At 67.0% G+C, this 16,791-nt stretch carries 17 protein-coding genes; 4 read left to right on the top strand and 13 right to left on the bottom strand.

The window, feature by feature from the left end:
- Positions 1 to 17 precede the first annotated feature (17 nt).
- From JNK84_RS01215 to JNK84_RS01225, 3 genes are all read right to left on the bottom strand, one after another.
- Complete coding sequence (locus JNK84_RS01215; protein ID WP_293419537.1) at positions 18 to 233, bottom strand: DUF1127 domain-containing protein; 216 nt, start codon at positions 231 to 233, stop codon at positions 18 to 20.
- A 351-nt stretch (positions 234 to 584) separates the two neighbouring features.
- On the bottom strand, positions 585 to 1,424 hold the full coding sequence (gene phaZ, locus JNK84_RS01220; RefSeq protein WP_293419539.1) for a poly(3-hydroxyalkanoate) depolymerase: 840 nt from the start codon (positions 1,422 to 1,424) through the stop codon (positions 585 to 587).
- A gap of 106 nt (positions 1,425 to 1,530) precedes the next feature.
- Positions 1,531 to 3,348 (bottom strand): alpha/beta fold hydrolase, encoded by a 1,818-nt coding sequence (locus JNK84_RS01225; protein WP_293419542.1) that lies wholly within the window; start codon positions 3,346 to 3,348, stop codon positions 1,531 to 1,533.
- A gap of 169 nt (positions 3,349 to 3,517) precedes the next feature.
- Between JNK84_RS01225 and JNK84_RS01230 the strand changes: the two genes are divergently transcribed.
- Together JNK84_RS01230 and JNK84_RS01235 are read left to right on the top strand one after the other, a co-directional pair.
- A complete protein-coding gene (locus JNK84_RS01230) occupies positions 3,518 to 5,218 on the top strand; it encodes a WS/DGAT/MGAT family O-acyltransferase (RefSeq protein ID WP_293419545.1) in 1,701 nt (566 codons plus the stop codon).
- A 173-nt stretch (positions 5,219 to 5,391) separates the two neighbouring features.
- Entirely contained in the window at positions 5,392 to 6,168 is a 777-nt protein-coding gene (locus JNK84_RS01235) for an esterase/lipase family protein (protein ID WP_293419548.1), read from the top strand.
- Between the two features lie 161 nt (positions 6,169 to 6,329).
- Here the strand turns inward: JNK84_RS01235 and JNK84_RS01240 are convergent, their stop codons facing one another.
- Both JNK84_RS01240 and JNK84_RS01245 read right to left on the bottom strand, forming a co-directional pair.
- A complete protein-coding gene (locus JNK84_RS01240) occupies positions 6,330 to 6,752 on the bottom strand; it encodes a phasin family protein (protein WP_293419551.1) in 423 nt (140 codons plus the stop codon).
- A gap of 103 nt (positions 6,753 to 6,855) precedes the next feature.
- A complete protein-coding gene (locus JNK84_RS01245; protein WP_293419554.1) occupies positions 6,856 to 8,175 on the bottom strand; it encodes a DUF445 domain-containing protein in 1,320 nt (439 codons plus the stop codon).
- A 277-nt stretch (positions 8,176 to 8,452) separates the two neighbouring features.
- Here JNK84_RS01245 and JNK84_RS01250 point away from each other — a divergent pair, with 277 nt between their 5' ends.
- Positions 8,453 to 8,965 carry a hypothetical protein gene (locus JNK84_RS01250; protein WP_293419557.1) on the top strand — a complete coding sequence of 171 codons (513 nt, stop codon included), beginning with the start codon at positions 8,453 to 8,455 and terminating at the stop codon, positions 8,963 to 8,965.
- A gap of 79 nt (positions 8,966 to 9,044) precedes the next feature.
- On the opposite strand, the gene JNK84_RS01255 is transcribed toward JNK84_RS01250, so the two are convergent.
- Positions 9,045 to 9,233, bottom strand: coding sequence for a DUF1192 domain-containing protein (locus JNK84_RS01255; protein WP_293419560.1), 189 nt, complete (start codon positions 9,231 to 9,233; stop codon positions 9,045 to 9,047).
- 121 nt (positions 9,234 to 9,354) lie between these two features.
- Here JNK84_RS01255 and JNK84_RS01260 point away from each other — a divergent pair, with 121 nt between their 5' ends.
- Positions 9,355 to 10,353 carry an NAD(P)H-quinone oxidoreductase gene (locus JNK84_RS01260; protein ID WP_293419563.1) on the top strand — a complete coding sequence of 333 codons (999 nt, stop codon included), beginning with the start codon at positions 9,355 to 9,357 and terminating at the stop codon, positions 10,351 to 10,353.
- A gap of 187 nt (positions 10,354 to 10,540) precedes the next feature.
- On the opposite strand, the gene hydA is transcribed toward JNK84_RS01260, so the two are convergent.
- From hydA to JNK84_RS01295, 7 genes are all read right to left on the bottom strand, one after another.
- Positions 10,541 to 11,965 (bottom strand): dihydropyrimidinase, encoded by a 1,425-nt coding sequence (gene hydA / locus JNK84_RS01265; protein WP_293419566.1) that lies wholly within the window; start codon positions 11,963 to 11,965, stop codon positions 10,541 to 10,543.
- A gap of 65 nt (positions 11,966 to 12,030) precedes the next feature.
- On the bottom strand, positions 12,031 to 12,342 hold the full coding sequence (locus JNK84_RS01270; RefSeq protein WP_293419569.1) for a Zn-ribbon domain-containing OB-fold protein: 312 nt from the start codon (positions 12,340 to 12,342) through the stop codon (positions 12,031 to 12,033).
- A complete protein-coding gene (locus JNK84_RS01275) occupies positions 12,339 to 13,475 on the bottom strand; it encodes a thiolase family protein (RefSeq protein WP_293419572.1) in 1,137 nt (378 codons plus the stop codon). Before JNK84_RS01275 ends, JNK84_RS01270 begins: the two co-directional genes overlap by 4 nt.
- 8 nt (positions 13,476 to 13,483) lie before the next feature.
- Complete coding sequence (locus tag JNK84_RS01280) at positions 13,484 to 14,563, bottom strand: alcohol dehydrogenase (RefSeq protein ID WP_293419575.1); 1,080 nt, start codon at positions 14,561 to 14,563, stop codon at positions 13,484 to 13,486.
- Between the two features lie 127 nt (positions 14,564 to 14,690).
- Entirely contained in the window at positions 14,691 to 15,083 is a 393-nt protein-coding gene (gene hpxZ / locus JNK84_RS01285) for an oxalurate catabolism protein HpxZ (RefSeq protein WP_293419578.1), read from the bottom strand.
- 80 nt (positions 15,084 to 15,163) lie between these two features.
- Positions 15,164 to 16,561: an AtzE family amidohydrolase gene (locus JNK84_RS01290; protein ID WP_293419581.1), complete on the bottom strand. Its 1,398-nt coding sequence runs from the start codon at positions 16,559 to 16,561 to the stop codon at positions 15,164 to 15,166.
- 1 nt (position 16,562) lies between these two features.
- Complete coding sequence (locus JNK84_RS01295; RefSeq protein ID WP_293419584.1) at positions 16,563 to 16,760, bottom strand: DUF4089 domain-containing protein; 198 nt, start codon at positions 16,758 to 16,760, stop codon at positions 16,563 to 16,565.
- Positions 16,761 to 16,791 lie beyond the last annotated feature (31 nt).

Below are 16,791 nucleotides of genomic sequence, written 5' to 3' on the forward strand. Positions count from 1 at the left end.
GACCCGCTGGCCGCCGATCAGTAGCCGACGCGGCCGAACTGGACGATCCGCTCGATCTCCGAGCGCTCGATGCCGATGTCGCGCAGCGATTCCGGGCTGAGCGCGCGGAGTTCGTTCATGCTGCGGCGCACGCGGAAATGGTTGCGCACTGCGTCGACGAGGCCGGCGAAACCAGCGGCAATGCCGGTCGAGGCGAGCGGGGCGGGGGTGGCCGAAGAGGTCAGGTAGGTCATGGGAATGCTCCAACGATTGAAAGGGCGAACCGGGGCCGCCGAAGGCTTGGGGCGGCTGTTTCGCAGTGTTGGTCGCATTCATTCGTGACGATGTTCGGAACGCTTTCATCAAAATAATTGAACGCGCGGATCAATCGTTACAGCTGTGTTTCGACTGTTTCGATCTTGGGGCTTTCTTGTGTCATCTATTGCGCGCAAGGCCGGTTCGAGGCCTGTTCGTTGCCAGAAAGTAAAGGTGGCGCGCGTTTGCGGCGCAACAGCTATGCTGCATCGCAGCAACTAGGCATGACTGAAAAAGCGACAGAAGGCGCTTTCGGCATGCTCGGCGGGTCGAATCGCCGCCGCGCGCGCTCAGTCCTCGCCCAGAAATGCCTCGGCGATGGCCGCCGAGCGCTCCGGATCCGTCACCACGAAGAGGTGCCCGTCATCGACCAGATGCAGGCGCGCGTTCGGGATGAAGGTCGCCAGCATCTGGGCGTTGATCACCGGGATCAGCGGATCGTCGGTGCCCGACAAAACGAGCGTCTTCTGCGGCAGCATCCAGAGCCAGGGCAGGCTGGTCCAGCCGATCATGGCGAGGAGCTGCAGCGTGTAGCCGTACTGGGTCGAGCCCTTCATCGCGGCGGCGTGACGGTTGATCAGCGTCGGGTCCTTGCGGAAGGCGCCGCCATAGATCTCCGAGGCGATCTCACGCATGTAGCCCTTGTCGGTGTAGCGGCGCGGGCTCGCCATCTTCATCAGAACGTTCGGCGCGCCGGGCACCATGATCGCGCCGGGAGAGGTCGCGACGAGGATCAGCCGGCGGCACACTTTCGGGAACTGGAAGGCGAATTGCTGGGCCGCGCCGCCGCCCCAGGAGACACCGGAGACGTCGATCTCGCCGTGATATCCGAGCTGGCGCATCAGGTCGTGGGCCAGCTGGGCGAGCGTCGAGGGCCGATAGGGCAGCATGGGAGCCGGCGAGCCGCCGATGCCCGGCACGTCGAAGATGACCGCCTCGGTGTGTTCCAGCGCTTCGAAGAACGGCGCGGCGAGTTCGAGATTCGCGCCGATGCCGTTGAACATCAGCAGCGGTGGGCGGCTGCCGTCGCCCCTTCTGATGCCGACCCGCAGCAGCTGGCCGCCGACATCGACCATGCGGATGTCGAAGGAGGGCGATGTTTCATGGGATGCGGTGGCGGCAGTGATCACATCCGGCTCCTTGGCGCGATGGTGCAATGTGCGGGGAAACGACCGATTCGGCATCCCCGCTATCCGGCCGAGGCATCAGGCACGGTTTTCGGCGGCGGTCTTCGCATCACGGCTCGAAGACATAGGTGCCCGGCGCGGGGCCCAGCGGCTTGTATTTGGCATTTCCCGCCGTTTTCGGGGCCGGAATCTCCTTCACCGAGCGCTCCTTCAGCCACTCCGCCCAGTTTAGCCACCAGGAGTCAGCGTGCTTCGTAGCCGTCTTGGTCCAGGCGTCGGCGTCGGCCTCCTTCGCCTTCGCCGTGACATACCAGGCCTTGGGGTTGCCGGGCGGGTTCAGGAGGCTTTGCAGGTGTCCCGAATTCGACAGCACGAACTGGGTGTCCGGGCCGTAGATGCGCGCCGTCTGGTAGACCGCCTTCCAGGGCGTGATGTGGTCCGTCGTACCGGCGATGACATAGGTGTCCGCCTTGATCTTGCGCATATCGAGCGGCACGCCGGAGATCGACAACTTGTTCGGGTTCACGAACGGATTGGTGAAGATCAGGTCGAGGAAGTCGCCGTGCAGGCGGGCCGGCAGGCGTGTCGTGTCGGCGTTCCAGTAGAGGATGTCGAAGGCCGGCGGCTGGTTGCCCATCAGGTAATTGTTGACCCAGTAGTTCCAGACGAGGTCGTTCGGGCGCATCCATGCGAACATCTTGGCAAGTTCCGACCCGTCGAGCACGCCGCGGGTCGCCGACATCTGTTTTGCGGCAAGCACCGTCTCGGGCGTGACGAGCGCGGCCATGTCGCTCTCCGATTCCGCCTCGGTGTCGAGCACGCAGACCGCGAGGATAACGCTGGCGAGCTTGTCCTCGCCCTTGCCGGCGAGCCAGGCCGCGTAGGCCGAGGTGGTGATGCCCCCCGAGCAGGAGCCCATGATGTTGATCTTGTCCTCGCCGGATATGGCGCGGGCCGCGTCCACCGCCTCGTCGAGCGCGTGGATATAGCTGTCGAGACCCCAGTCGCGGTGGCGCGCGGTCGGGTTCCGCCACGAGATGCAATAGGGCTGGATGCCGTTCGCGAGCAGGAAGCGGATCATGCTCTTGTTGGGCGCGAGGTCGACCGAATAGTACTTGTTGATCTGCGGCGGGACGAGCACGAAGGGCCGCGCCCAGACTTTCTCGGTGGTCGGCGTATAGACGACCAGCTCGACCAGTTCGTTCTTGAAGACCACCGTTCCGGGTGTGTTGGCGAGGTTCTCGCCAACCTTGAATTTCGACATGTCGACCTGGCTCGGCAGGCCGCCGTTCTTGGCGAGGTCGGAGAGGTAGTTCTTCATGCCTTCGACAAGGCTGGCGCCCTTGCTGTCGATCGCCTGCTTGAGAGCCAGCGGATTGCCGACCAGCGTGTTCGAGGGCGCCATGGCGTCGACGAAGATGGAGGTGACGAGACGCGCGCGGGCGGCGTCCTTGCCTTCAAGGCCGGTCTTCTCGACGGCTTCCTGCACGGTTTTCGCCCAGGCCGTGTAGGACTGCATCAGGGCCTTGTGGAAGCGGTTCTCGTTCCAGGCCGGATGGGCGAAGCGCTTGTCCTTGGCATCGGGCTCGACCTCGGACTGGCCGGTGACGATCCGGCCCATCTCCTTCATGAAATCCATCCACTGCTGCGCGACGATCTGCGGCTGCGCCGCCAGCGCCCCGAGCACGGTGCGCGCGCCCTGCATCAGATCCTCGGTTCGCATGCCGATCAGCGGGTTCAATGCCAGCGTGTTCTGCGCGGCTTCCTCGGCGATCTGCTGGGCGAGCGGCGTCGAGGGCCTGGCCGGTTCGGGCGTCGCCTCGCCGATCGGGTCGTGCTTTCCGGACTGCTTCTTCGCATCCGGGCGACCCGCAGCCGGCGTCTTGCGCGTGGCCTTCGGGGGTGTGCCCGCGTCGCGGCGTGCCATGGCGTTCTCCCTTGGAAGTGCTTGTCGTTGGGTCAAGACTAGTTCCGGGCAGCGCTTCCGTTCAAGCGTCCCGCAACCGTCTTCGGGCTTGCGGGTCGCGGCGCGCCGTCCTTCAATGGGAAGAAGGCCCGCCAGAGGCCGCGCCGGACTGGTGCGAGGGAGAACCGCCATGAAGCAGCTCAGCGGCATCGACGCGACGTTTCTCTACATGGAGACGCCGGAAACGCCGATGCACGTGGCGGGGCTGACGCTCTACGATCCGCCAAGGGCGATGACGGGTTCGTTCTACGAGCATTTCCGGACGTTCTTCGCCTCGCGCGTCCACCTCATCCCGATCTTCGGCAAGAAGCTGGCGCGTTCGGTCTTCGATCTCGACCATCCCGGCTGGGTCGATGCCGGCGAAATCGATCTCGACTATCACATCCGCCATGCCCGGCTGCCGAAGCCCGGCGCCTTCGCGCAGCTGGAGGCGATGATCGGCGACCTGCACTCGGTGGTGCTCGATCGTTCGCGGCCGCTCTGGCAGTTCACCGTGATCGACGGGCTCGCGGACGGGCGGCTGGCGCTCTATTCCAAGGTCCACCACGCGGCCGTGGACGGCGGCGCGGGCATGGTCATCACCAAGGCGCTCTACGACGTGACGGAGACGCCGCGCGATGTCGGGCCGGCGCCCGCGCCGAAGCCCAAGGCGGCGAGGCCGAGCGTGGAGCAGCGCGCCATCGTCGGGCTCAACGACCTGATGGCCAACATGATCCGCCAGCACATCACGGTGATGACCGCGGGCGCGAAGCTGATGGGCTCGCTGGCGAGCGCGCTCATTCCCGGCGCGTCGAAGGGCGAGGAGAAGGTCGCCGGGGCGCCGGCCATTCCGAACCTCGTGCCGCCAAAGACGCCGTTCAACGTGACGATCACCGGGCAGCGATCCTATGCGGCGCGGTCGGTGCCGCTGGACGAGGCGAAGCTCGTCGCCAGGGCGACCGGCACCAAGCTCAACGACGTGGTCATGGCGATCTGCGCCGCCGCGCTCCGGACCTATCTCCTTGCCAAGAAGAAGCTGCCGAAGACGCCGCTGATCGCCTTCGTGCCGATCTCGCTGCGCGAGGCCGGCAATACCGACATCAACAATCAGGTCTTCGGCATGAACTGTCCGCTGGCCACCGATGTCGCTGACCCGCTGGAGCGGCTCCTGTCGATCCAGAAGACCTCCAGCACGTCGAAGTCGATGGCCGGCGCCACCAAGGACGCCGCGCCGAAGGATTTCACGCTGATCGGCGCGCCGATGCTGCTGCCCGGGCTGATGCAACTGCTCGGCAAGTCGGGCCTCGCCGACATGGTGCCGATGGGCGTCAATGTCGTGATCTCGAACACGCAGGGGCCGCCATTCCCGCTCTACTGCGCGGGGGCGAAGGTGACGGCGCTCTATCCCGTCTCGATCCCGACCCATGGCGTCGGGCTCAATCTCACGGTGCAGAGCTATATGAACGCGCTCGACTTCGGCCTGACCGCCGACCGCAAGGCCGTTCCGGACGTCGCCGACCTCGCCGACGGGCTCAAACCCGCGCTGGACGAGCTGGTCGCGGCCGTGAAGGCGAAAATGCCGGCGGGCGCGGCTTCGGAGGCGAAGGCGAGCAAGGGCGCGGCGGCCATACCGGCGAAGGCCCAACCGGCAAAGACCGGGTCGAAGGCCGGGGCCGCTGCCAAGGGCGGCGCGCCGGCCGCCAAGAAACCGGCGGCGAAGACCAAGGACCGGCCTGCCAAGGCCAAGCCTTCCGCTGTCAAGCCTTCCGCTGCCAAACCCGCCACCGCCAGGGCTCCGGCGGCGAAGGCTCCGGCGGCGAAGGCGGCGCGCAGCCGGACGGCGGCCCGATAGCGCGGGCCCTACCGCCGGACCGATACCGTCCCTATGTCAACCGACCGATGACCCTCGCCGGGGGCCTGCTTGCCGGGCGAACGTGGCGGTGGTCTTCTGTCGTGCCCGGTTTCGCGGCCGGGCCAACGAATCGGGCCTGCCGAGCGGCCAGGGCCACGACTGGAGGAAACAGCATGGCAGCAGCATCGGACCAGCTCGCGCCGCCGTCCACGGCGCTGCTCCTCATGGAAGGCCGGGCCATCCCGGAACTCGCGGCTTTCGTGGCGGCCTATCCGCTGCTCGCCTCCGCCCCGCGCGGCGACGGCCACCCGGTTCTGGTTCTGCCGGGCCTGATCACCTCCGACCGGTCGACCGGCCCGCTCCGTTCCTATCTGGCGGGGCAGGGCTATGCAGCCCATGGCTGGGACCTCGGCCGCAATTACGGCCTGCTGCCGGGTTTCGAACGGCGGATGATCGAGCGCGTCGAGATGCTCAACGACCAGTTTGGCCAGAAGATCAGCCTCGTGGGCTGGAGCCTCGGCGGTATCTATGCGCGCCAGCTGGCCAAGGCGATGCCGGATCGCATCCGCCGCGTGGTGACGCTCGGTTCGCCGTTCAACGGCTCACCGCGCGCGACCAATGCCTGGCGGCTTTATGAATTCACCTCCGGCCACAAAGTCGACGACCGCGACAGCCATATGGGCGGCGCGATCTCGGCTCCGCCGCCGGTGCCGACGACGGCCATCTACAGCCGCACGGACGGCATCTGCGCCTGGCAGTGCTGCGTGGAGGTCGAGGGGGCTCTCGCCGAGAACATCGAGGTGAAGGGCAGCCATTGCGGCATGGGCCACAACCCCTCGGTAGTCTATGCGGTCGCCGACCGGCTCGCCCAGCCCGAGGGCAGCTTCACGAGGTTCGACCGGTCAGGCTGGCGCGGCCTGTTCTACCCGGAGCCGGTCAAGCACCATTGAGGGGTGTTGCCGCATTGCGGCTCGCCGCGCCATGCCCGGCCTTGCGCCGGGCGCCTACGACTTGCCTGTCGACGTCGCGTTCAGAACGTGGATGGCCGGGACAAGCCCGGCCACGACGATGACGGACAGCGCTACGGCTCGGCGGCTTGCCGCCGGCCGCCTTACTTCTTCTCGAAGCTCTGGCGGATTTCCTCGTAGCTCTCCTTCATCCGGTCCTGGATGATGCGGACAGCGTCCTGATTGTGCTTCTGCACCAGATCGGCCATGTCGCGGGTATTCTTGACCGCCGCCTCCATGGCGCGCTTGGCGAATTCGGTCTGCGCCGCCATCATTTCCTGTGCGCTGCCGGGAACCTTGAAGCTCTTCGAGGCTTCCTGGATGTCCTTGACGGCCGCCTCGACGATCTCGCGCTGCTTGGACGCAAAGGCCGCCGCACCCTCGGCCGCTGCCTTGCCGCTCGCGGCTAGAGCCTCGAGGTTCTTGCGGTGATGGTCGATGATCTTGTTGAGGTCCACTGACGGGATCTTCATGTCCTCGCCCAGCTTCTTGAACATGTCGAGGATGGAAGTGGTCGACTGCGTCATGGTGCTTCTCCGCTGGACGATTGGAGCCGGCCCGGCTTCGAGGCGGACCGGCCATGCACGTCGGATGTACGCACAGGGACGGTAGGCCCGCGCCAAGACAGGATCAAGAAGACTTCACCAGCACTTCGATCGTGTGAAGCACGAGGCCGGCGAGGCCCCCGATCAGCGTGCCGTTGAGGCGGATGTACTGAAGGTCGCGGCCGATATTGATTTCGATCAGCCGGATGAGCTGCTCCATGTTCCAGGATTTCACCTGGTCGGCGATGAACTTGGCCGCGCCGCTCTTCTGCTGTTCGACGAAGGTGGTGAGCGCCACGACGAAGCCCTCGTTGATCTCGGCCTGCATGCGCGGATCCGTGGCGAGCTTCCGGCCGATATCGGTGAGCAGGCTGGTGAACTGCGCGTCGATCTTGGAATCCTCGGCGTGGATGTCGCGCTCGAGGAAGCCGCTGAGACTGCGCCACAATGTCTGGGCGATGTCGCGGACCTCGTGACGCGTGAGCAGATCCTGCTTCAGCTTCTCGGCGCGGGCGGCGTAGTCGGGGCTGTCGCGCAGGTTGTCGATGAACTGCTTCACGAAGCGGTCGAATTCGTGCCGCAGCGCGTGGTCGGGATCGTCGCGCACCTCGTCGAGGAACGAGGCGGTCGACTTCATGATCTTGTTCAGGAGATAGGCGTCCGCCTTGAACAGGTTGAACAGGCTCGGCAGTTCCTTGCGGATCTTGTCGCGGATGCCGGCCACCGTCGTCTCGTCGGCCAGGACCTTCTCGATGGCGCCGATCAGTTCGTCGAGCAGCTTCTGGTGCTTGCCGTCGTCGGTGAAGGCGGAGAGCAGCTGGGCCGCGAGGGGCGCGACCTTCACCGCGCCGATCTGCTCGACAAGGCGCGCGGCGAAGAACTCCTTCATGCGCGACTGGTCGATGCCTGCGATCGCCTGCGGCAGCAATTTCAGGGCGAAGCGCGAGAGGCTCTGGCTCTTGGCGGGGTCGGCGAGCCAGTCGGAGATCAGTCCGGCGAAATTCACCTCGCGCAGCTTGGCGCCGACCGGACCGGCGGCGAGGAAGTTGGTCTCGACGAACTGGCCGAGGCTGTCGGCGATGCGCGCCTGATTGTTCTGGACGATGGCGGTGTGCGGGATGGGGATGCCCATCGGGTGGCGGAACAGCGCGGTCACCGCATACCAGTCGGCAAGGCCGCCGATGGTCGCCGCCTCCGCGAAGGCCGCGACGAAGCCGAAGGCGGGGTGGCGGTGTTCCAGCATCTTGGCGACGACCATGAGCGAGACGCTGCCGCCCAGAAGGCTGGTGGCGACCACCTTGGCGCGCCTGAGGCCGGCGAGCTTCTCGCGATCGCGCTCGGTCAGGTCGAGGCTGCCGCCCGCGAGCCGCCCGGCCGGGGCGCCGGATAGGTCCGTCGAAGCCATGCCAAATCTCCCGCTGGACATGAATGCTGAGATAGGCGGGTTGCGCCGGTCAGGAAAGGTCGGACGGCAGGGCAAGGTTCCGGCGATGACGGAACATTCCGAGGCAATGGCGCGGCGTTTCCCGAAAAGCATCATCGGATCAGCGCGTTATTTGAATTGTGCATTGCAATAGAAATCTATGTTGCAACGCACAATGGGCAGTGCTATATCATCGCCACTCGCTCCGGGCCGCTACCGGACGGGGCGAACCATAGCTCTCAAGAGGATGGAGACAGAAATGACCGAGAAGACCTCGAAGGCCAAGGCCGACAAGACCGTTGCTGACGCCGCCGCCACCGCTTTCGCGCCGGTGAACCAGATCCTGGAGACGCTGAAGGGCGCCCAGGAGAAGATCCAGGTTCCGACCGCCGCCCGTGAGTTCGTCAAGCGCAACGCCGAGACCGCCAAGGCTCGCGTCGCCGATGTCGAGCAGAACGCCATCAACGCCACCGCCACGGTCGAGAAGGCTCTCGTCGCCGTCGTCGGCGCCGGCGCCACCCTCTCCCGCGGCGTGATCGATGCGACCATCGCCAACGTCAACATGACGATCGGCGGCATCCAGTCGCTGGCCGACGCTTCCTGCCCGCAGGACGCCGCCAAGCGCTATGTCGACTTCGTCAAGGAGTTCGGTCAGTCGAACCTCGTCCGTGCTCAGGACGCGTTCAACACCGTCCGCCAGGCAGCGACCGATAGCGCCAAGGCTCTTCAGGCCGAGGTCGGCAAGGTTGCGAATTTCGGCAAGGCCGCCTGATCGGCTTAGCCCCCAACGTTCCTCCCCCGCATGCGCGAAGGCCCGCCTCACGGCGGGCCTTTTCGTTTGCGCCGGGCGATCAGAACTTGAACACGCTCTCGGCGGCGGACTTGCTCGACTGCTTCTTGGCGACATCGGCTTCGAGACGGGCGATCTCGATCTTCAGGAGTGCGATGCGCTCGTTGAGTTCGTGGACGGAGAGCGTGGAGAGGTCCTGTCCGACGACGTGCTCGGGCGGCTTCGGGCGGGGCTTGAGGTCGTCGTCCACGGCTCGTCTCCTTGATCAGCGAGGCTGGCGTCGTCGGTGCGCCAAGGCTACACCCATCTCCCGCCGCCTGTCGAAGCGACGGGCGGCCGCTGCCGCCGTTTCCGCCAACCGGATGTGAGCCATGACCGCCATTCCCGCCACCATGACCGCTATCGCCATTCCGGTTCCGGGCGGCCCCGAAGCCCTCGTGCCGGAGACACGGGCCGTGCCGGCGCCGGGCGCGGGCGAGGTGCTGGTCAAGATCGCGGCGGCCGGCGTCAACCGGCCGGACGTGCTGCAGCGCGCCGGCGGCTATCCGCCACCGAAGGGCGCTTCCGATATTCCCGGCCTCGAATTCTCCGGCGAAGTCGTGGCGCTCGGTGAGGGCGCGGCGCGGTTCAAGATCGGCGACAGGGTCTGCGCGCTGGTCTCCGGCGGCGGTTATGCCGAATACGCCGTGGTCCACGAGAGCAACGCCCTGCCGGTGCCGCAGGGGCTCTCCATGGTGGAGGCGGCCGGCATCCCCGAGACCTTCTTCACGGTCTGGTCAAACGTCTTCGACCGTGGCGGCCTGAAGGCCGGCGAGACGATCCTGATCCATGGCGGCACGTCGGGCATCGGCGTCACCGCCATCCAGCTTGCCAAGGCCTTCGGCGCGACGGTCATCACCACGGCCGGTTCGGACGAGAAATGTGCGGCGGCAAAAGCGCTCGGCGCGGACCACGCGATCAACTACCGGACGGCCGACTTCACCGCCGAGGTCAATGCGATCACCGGTAAGCGCGGCGCGAACCTGATCCTCGACATGGTCGGCGGCGACTATGTGCAGAAGAACCTCGACTGCGTGGCCGCCGACGGCCGCATCGTGCAGATCGCCTTCCTGCACGGCTCGGAGATCAAGGCCGATATTCGCTGGCTGATGCTGAAGCGCGTCACCTTCACCGGGTCCACCCTGCGCATTCGCGACACGGCGTTCAAGGCGGCGCTGGCGGATGCCTTGAAGGCCAAGGTCTGGCCGCTGCTGGAATCCGGCAAGGTGAAGGTCGTGATGGATTCGACCTATCCGCTGGCGGAGGCCTCGAAGGCACACGCCCGCATGGAAGGCAGCACCCATGTCGGCAAGATCGTGCTGACGGTTTGACGACCTTTCAACTGTCGTCATGGCGGGGCTTGGCCCGGGCACAACGAATTCCTTCGCGCGCTGTGTTCAAGCGGTGGATGGCCGGCATAGTCGAGGCAAGGCCTCGGCGTTCGAACTTGAGGACGGCGACCACAGGTCGCCTATGGCCCGGCCATGACGCGACGAGGATGCGTCTGATGCGAAGCCCTCACGCGCCCGCAGGCAGCGCGTAGGGGCTCTTGTCGCGCGCGATGTAGCCGCCATCGCCGGGCTTGCCGACGATCTTCCCGTCCTCCACCACGGTCCTGCCCTTCGCGATGGTCATGACCGGCCAGCCGGTGACGGCGAAGCCCTCCCACGGCGTGTAGTCCGAGCCGTGATGCAGGATCTCCTGCCGGATGGTCTCCTTCCGGTTCGGGTCCCACAGCACGATGTCGGCATCGGTACCGACCGCGATCGTCCCCTTCTTCGGGTAGAGCCCGTACATCTTGGCGTGGTTGGTCGAGGTCAGCGCCACGAACTCGTTGGCGGAGATACGGCCTTTGGAGACACCCTCCGACCAGAGGATCGGCATGCGCGTCTCGACGCCCGGCAGGCCGTTCGGCACCCATTTGAACGAGGTGCGACCCTTGGGCGCCAGCTTGCCGCGCGGGCTGTCATAGAAGAACGGGCAGTGGTCGGACGAGAAGGTGTGGAACACGCCCTGCTTCAGGCCCTCCCAGATGGCCTGCTGGCTGTCGGTGTCGCGCGGCGGCGGCGAACAGACATATTTCGAGCCTGACATGTCCATGTTCAGGCCCTTCATGTCGTCCTCGGTGAGGGTGATGTATTGCGGGCAGGTCTCGGCATAGACCTTGAGGCCGCGCTGCTTCGCCCAGCGGATCTGTTCCATGGCCTCGCGGCCGGAGACGTGGACGATCATCAGCGGCACGTCGATGAGTTCGGCATGGCTGATGGCGCGGTGCGTCGCCTCGCGCTCGATCACCTGCGGGCGCGACGGCCCATGATAGTAGGGCGCTGTCTTGCCGGCCGCCTCCAGCCGCTCGGTGAGGAAGCGGATATTGTCGTAGCCCTCTGCATGGACCATGACGAGCGCCTGCTCGCGGCGCGCCACCTCGAAGACCTCCAGCAATTGCCGGTCGGAGAGAACGAGGTCGTCATACGTCATGAACACCTTGAACGAGGTGCAGCCATCGGCGAACAGGGCCGGCAGCTCCTGATTCAGCACGGTCGGCGTCGGGTCCGAGACGACGAGATGGAAGCCGTAGTCGATATAGGCCTTGCCCTCGGCCTTCTTGTGATAGTCGGTGACGCAGGCGCGCAGGCTTTCGCCCTTGATCTGCATGGCGAAGGGGATGACGGTCGTGTTGCCGCCGGCCGCTGCCGAGCGCGTGCCGCTCTCGAAACCGTCCGCCATGGTGATGTCCGGCCCGGAGGGCTGGTCGAGATGGACGTGGCTGTCGATGCCGCCAGGCATGACGATCAGGCCCGAGGCGTCGATGGTGCGCGCGGCCTCGGTGATGTTCTCCGCCAGCAAGGCGATCTTGCCGTCCTTGATGCCGACATCGCAGCGGATCGTGTCCGAAGCGGTGATGACGGTGCCGCCGCGAATGGCGAGGTCGAGATCGAGCATGGCGAGCGTTCCGAAGGCGCTGTGAGCTGACAGGGGCTCTGTCGCACTCCATTTCGCGGGAGGCGTCAAGAGCGAGCGGCGTGCGGCAGTCCGTCCCGGAGCGTCACGACGACCCGTTCGCCGATGGCGAGGCCCTTGTCCGCGCGGCACATGATGCGCGCGCCCTCGTCGAGCGTGACCAGCGCAATGCCATAGCCGCCCGGCACGTCCCATTCGGGCAGCGGCGCGCGATGGACCGTCGTGACCGACCAGACCGTGCCGCTGCCCGACGCTTCCGCAGGCTGCGGATCTATGGCGGCACAGGCCGGGCAGGTCGCGCGGCTGAACTGCCAGTGATGGCCGCAGGTACGACACTTCAGGAGCGCGATGCCGCTCATGCGGTGCGCTCCAGAACGAGGCCGACATGGCTTGAGAGGACGCCGCCATCGGCGTGGCAATAGGCCAGCGGCGCGTCGCGCACCTGCCTGTCGCCCGCCTCGCCGCGCATCTGGCGAACCACTTCCACGACATGGGCGAGGAAGCCGGCGACGCCGCAATGGCCGTAGGAGAGGAGGCCGCCGTGGAGGTTCAGCGGCAGCGCGCCGTCGCGGCCGAACCGGCCTTCGCGGGCAGCCTTGCCCGCGGCACCGGCCGGCGCGAAGCCGAGGGCTTCAAGGAAGATCGCGAGCGTCGGTGTGAAGCTGTCATAGATGCCGGCGAGCCTCATGTCGGACGGCTTGCGTCCCGCCGTTTCGAAAGCCTGCCGCGCGGCAATCTTCGCGCCGAGGCCGAGATCATCAGGCATTTCCGAGATGTGCTGGTGGGTGTGCGCCTCGCCCCAGCCGGCGAGCCTGACGGCCGCTCGTTGAGATGGTTCGGCGGAGAGGACAACGGCGGCCGCGCCATCCGAGATCGGGCAGCAGTCGAGGAATTTCAGCGGCGCGGCGATAGGCTTGGACGCCATCACATCGTCGATGGTGATCGGCCTGGTCAGCTGCGCGCCGGGGTGAGCGGTGGCGTGCCGGCGCATCAGCACGGCGAGTTCGGCGAGTTCGGCCTCGGTCGCGCCGGTCTCGTGGAGATAGCGCGCCGCAAGCAAGGCGTAGTAGGCCGGGATCGAAGCGCCGAGCGGCACTTCGTGCTCGGGGTGGCCAACCCCCGCCAGCGTCTTCACGGCATCGTCGCGGCTCTGACCCGTCAGGCGGTTTTCGCCGCCGACTACCAGCACGTTGCGGCAGGCGCCAGCAGCGATCAGGTGGCGCGCCAGCACAATGGCCATCGCCCCGGTCGCGCCGCCGCAGCGTGCCTCGTGCGCGTGCTTCAGCTTCAGACCGAGACGTTCAGAAACCACCGTACCCATCATCAGGTGCGGATAGGTCGTGGCGTAGCCGCAGACGAGGCCGTCCACCGCCTCGCGCGGCAGGCCGGCATCGGCGATGGCGGCGAGCGCCGCCGCCTCCATGAGGTCGACCGGCCCCTTGCCCGCGTGCTTGCCGAAGGCGGTGACGGCGACGCCGGTGAGATAGGCCATGACGCCCGTCAGGCGTTTTCCAGCACGATGCGGCCGGCGACCTTGCCTTCTTCCAGGTCGTGCAGCGCCTCGTTGACCTTGCTCATCGGCCGCTTCTCGATCGGGATCGGCGGCAGCTTCACCTGCTTGGCCAGCGCGACGAATTCCTTCAGCTCGCGGAGCGAGCCGACATAGGAGCCGCGCACGGTGATGGCGCGCATCGGGAAGAAGGGCAGGGGGTAGCGCAGCTCGCCGCCGAACAGGCCGACGAGGACAAGCTGGCCGCCCTTGCGCAGGCCGTTGATGGCGAGCATCGCCGTGTCTTCCGATCCCACGAAGTCGAGCGCCGAGGCGAGCCTGCCGCCGGCGAAGGCCGCGAGCTGCTGCGCGGCGTCCGGCGCGTTCGGGTCGAGGGTGGCGGCGACGCCGATGGCTTCGGCCTGCTTGCGCTTCTCGGGCGAGGGATCGACGGCGATGACCGGACCCATGCCGAGCGCCTTCAGGAGCTGCAATGCCGTCTGGCCGAGGCCGCCGCACCCGAATACGGCGATCTTCTCGCCCTCGCGGTGCGGCCGGATCTTGTTGACCGCCGAGAACACCGTGACGCCCGAGCAGGCATAGGTCGCGGCAACCGCCGGGTCCATGCCGTCGACGTCGACGAGGAATTCCTCGTCGCGGACGAGCACATGGTCGGCGAAGCCGCCGCGCGCCTGCACGCCGAGGAACTGGGGCGCGGCGCAGAGGTTCTCGTCGCCGGACTTGCACAGCGGGCATTCGCCGCAGCCGATCCAGGTGTGCAGCAGGCGGCGGTCGCCGGGCTTCACTGATGTCACGTCCGGGCCGACGGATTCGACCGTGCCGATGATCTCGTGGCCGAGGGTCAGCGGCATTTTCAGGCCGCGCTGCGAGAGATCGAGCGTCTTGCCGCCGCCGAGATTGTACTTGCCCTCGCGGATGTGGATGTCCGAGTGGCAGACACCGCAATGGCTGACCCGCATCAGCACCTCACGGCCCTTCGGCACCGGGCGCGGCTCGTCGGTGGCGACCAGCGCCTCGCAGGAGGCATTCAGGCGCCAGGACGTGGTGCGGGCGGGAGCGAAGTCTTGCATGGCGTATCCTCGGGTGCTGACGCGCCCGTTGACCGGGCCGTTCGTTCGGCCCGAACGCTAGCATGACGATACGGCGAGTAAATGCGCCGAAGGGCCGAACCGCCCTGCATCCGGGCCATGGCGGTGTTCAGGCGGCTGGCGCCAGCATGATGCTGACGTGAGCCGCCACGACCCGCCAGCCGTCGGGCGTGCGCATCCAGGTCTGCATCTGCCTGCCGACCTTGCCGGGCGGCATCGAGGGGCGCGTGAACAGCGTCGAGGCGGTCGCCATGTCCTGCCCGTAGGTGGTGATGACGGTGCGCTCCAGCGTCCGCTCGAGGCCGACCGGTGAGCGCCCGGCGCGGAAGGCGGCGATCTCGCCGAAGCCGTAGAGGTTTTCCGTCACGCCGTAGCGGATCGTATGTTCCGAGGACCAGAACAGCGCGTCGAGGGCGGCGACGTCGTTGGTGGTCAACGCCTTTTCGTAGGTCGCGAAGACGGCCGCGACCTCGGCATGGACGGCGGGATCGTTGATGATCACGGCAGGATACCTTTCGGGATGGATGTGTCGGGTTCGGAGCCTGGCAGGGACGGCGGGAAGAAGGCCCGGTCGCTGGCCCGTCAGCCGAGCGCCGCCACCCTGGCCGAGGCGATCCCGGCGCTTTCGAGATGGCCCGCCACACGGACGGCAATGTCCTCCCGCCAGGGCGGGGCGATGACCTGAACGCCGATGGGCAGGGGCGAGGCTTTCGTCCAGACTGGCACGGCCATGACCGGCAGGCCGATGAACGAGAAGGGCTGGGTGAACAGGCCGAGATTGGCGCGGACCGGCACCTGTTGGCCATCCAGCTCGAAGGTCTTGCTGCCGAGTTCGGGGGCGATGGTCGGCGTTGCCGGTGCGAGAATCACGTCGACGCTCTCGAACAGCTTCAGCACGGCGTCCCGGTACTTTCGCCGGATGCGCTGGGCCAGCGCGACATAGGAAGCCGGCAGCAGCGCGCCCGCCATCAGGCGCGTGCGCGTGTCGGGGTCGAAATCGGCGGCGCGCGTTTTCAGGCGCTCGAGATGGAGGTGACCGCCCTCGGCCATGGTGATCAGGAAGGCGGCGGCGCGCGCCTCGTTGACATGCGGTATCTCGATCTCGGCCGCTCCGAGGGCTTTCGCGACGGTGGCGACCGCTTCGGTCGCGGATTCCGTCTGCATGCGGTCGAAATAGCCGGTCGCGCGGGCGACCCTCAGCCCACCGATACCGGAGCCGACATGACGCATCAGCGGCTCAGCCGGCAGGTCGCGGCAGGCGGGGTCTTCCGGGTCGTGGCCGCGCATCGCGTCGTAGAAGGCCGCGCAATCGGCCGTGGAGCGGGCGAGCGGCCCGAGATGGTCGAGTGTGCCGACGAAGGGGAACGAACCGGCCTTGGACAGGCGGCCATAGGTCGGCTTCAGCCCGAACAGGCCGCAGAGCGAGGCCGGCACGCGGATCGAGCCGTTGGTGTCGGAACCGAGCGTCACCGGCGCGAGACCGGCGGCGGCGGCCGCGCCCGACCCACCGGACGAGCCGCCGGTCATGCGCGAGAGGTCGTGCGGGTTGCGCGAGGGTCCGTCATGGGCGTTCTCGCCGGTGAAGTCATAGGCATATTCGCCCATGTTGAGCGCGCCGAGCAGCACGGCATCCGCCGCCTTGAGCTTGCGGATCAGGAAGGCGTCGCGGCTGGCCGGCGGATGGCCGCGGTTGATCTTCGATCCGGCCAGTGTCGGCAGGCCCTCGACATCGAACAGGTTCTTCACCGCATAGGGCACGCCGGCGAGCGCCCCCAACGGCGCGCCCGCCTTGCGCCGGGCATCGACCGCATCGGCTTCTGCCAGTGCGCGCGCCCTGGTGACGGCGGTGAAGGCGCCCACCTTGCCGTCGAGCCTGTCGATACGGGCGATGTGAGCTTCGGCGACCGCACGCGCCGTGATGGCGCCGGAGCGCACGCGTTCCGCGATGATGGTGGCGGTGAGCGAGGTCGGATCGGTCATGTCACGCCTCGAAGACCGGTGCGGCCTCGTCATGGTCGGCGAGGTCCAATCCCTCGGCGACCCGTGCGAGGCGCAGGGCGATCTGGAGGTTCAGCACCACGCCAGGGCGATCATCCGCTGCGATATCGAGGCCGAGGACCGGTGCAACTGCGTCGATGATCTTCTCCGCGTCCTCTGCGGCCAGTTCCTTCGGTGCCATCCTGCCCTCCATGCAACACGCGCGGCAGGCG

Source organism: Phreatobacter sp., from assembly GCF_016793595.1.
Classification (GTDB): Bacteria; Pseudomonadota; Alphaproteobacteria; order Rhizobiales; family Phreatobacteraceae; genus Phreatobacter.

Coding starts and splice junctions, on each gene's coding strand:
- JNK84_RS01215 (WP_293419537.1), bottom strand. CDS start 233: ATGACCTACCTGACCTCTTCGGCCACCCCCGCCCCGCTCGCCTCGACC.
- JNK84_RS01225 (WP_293419542.1), bottom strand. CDS start 3,348: ATGGCACGCCGCGACGCGGGCACACCCCCGAAGGCCACGCGCAAGACG.
- JNK84_RS01230 (WP_293419545.1), top strand. CDS start 3,518: ATGAAGCAGCTCAGCGGCATCGACGCGACGTTTCTCTACATGGAGACG.
- JNK84_RS01235 (WP_293419548.1), top strand. CDS start 5,392: ATGGCAGCAGCATCGGACCAGCTCGCGCCGCCGTCCACGGCGCTGCTC.
- JNK84_RS01240 (WP_293419551.1), bottom strand. CDS start 6,752: ATGACGCAGTCGACCACTTCCATCCTCGACATGTTCAAGAAGCTGGGC.
- JNK84_RS01245 (WP_293419554.1), bottom strand. CDS start 8,175: ATGGCTTCGACGGACCTATCCGGCGCCCCGGCCGGGCGGCTCGCGGGC.
- JNK84_RS01250 (WP_293419557.1), top strand. CDS start 8,453: ATGACCGAGAAGACCTCGAAGGCCAAGGCCGACAAGACCGTTGCTGAC.
- JNK84_RS01260 (WP_293419563.1), top strand. CDS start 9,355: ATGACCGCCATTCCCGCCACCATGACCGCTATCGCCATTCCGGTTCCG.
- hydA (WP_293419566.1), bottom strand. CDS start 11,965: ATGCTCGATCTCGACCTCGCCATTCGCGGCGGCACCGTCATCACCGCT.
- JNK84_RS01270 (WP_293419569.1), bottom strand. CDS start 12,342: ATGAGCGGCATCGCGCTCCTGAAGTGTCGTACCTGCGGCCATCACTGG.
- JNK84_RS01275 (WP_293419572.1), bottom strand. CDS start 13,475: ATGGCCTATCTCACCGGCGTCGCCGTCACCGCCTTCGGCAAGCACGCG.
- JNK84_RS01280 (WP_293419575.1), bottom strand. CDS start 14,563: ATGCAAGACTTCGCTCCCGCCCGCACCACGTCCTGGCGCCTGAATGCC.
- JNK84_RS01290 (WP_293419581.1), bottom strand. CDS start 16,561: ATGACCGATCCGACCTCGCTCACCGCCACCATCATCGCGGAACGCGTG.
- JNK84_RS01295 (WP_293419584.1), bottom strand. CDS start 16,760: ATGGCACCGAAGGAACTGGCCGCAGAGGACGCGGAGAAGATCATCGAC.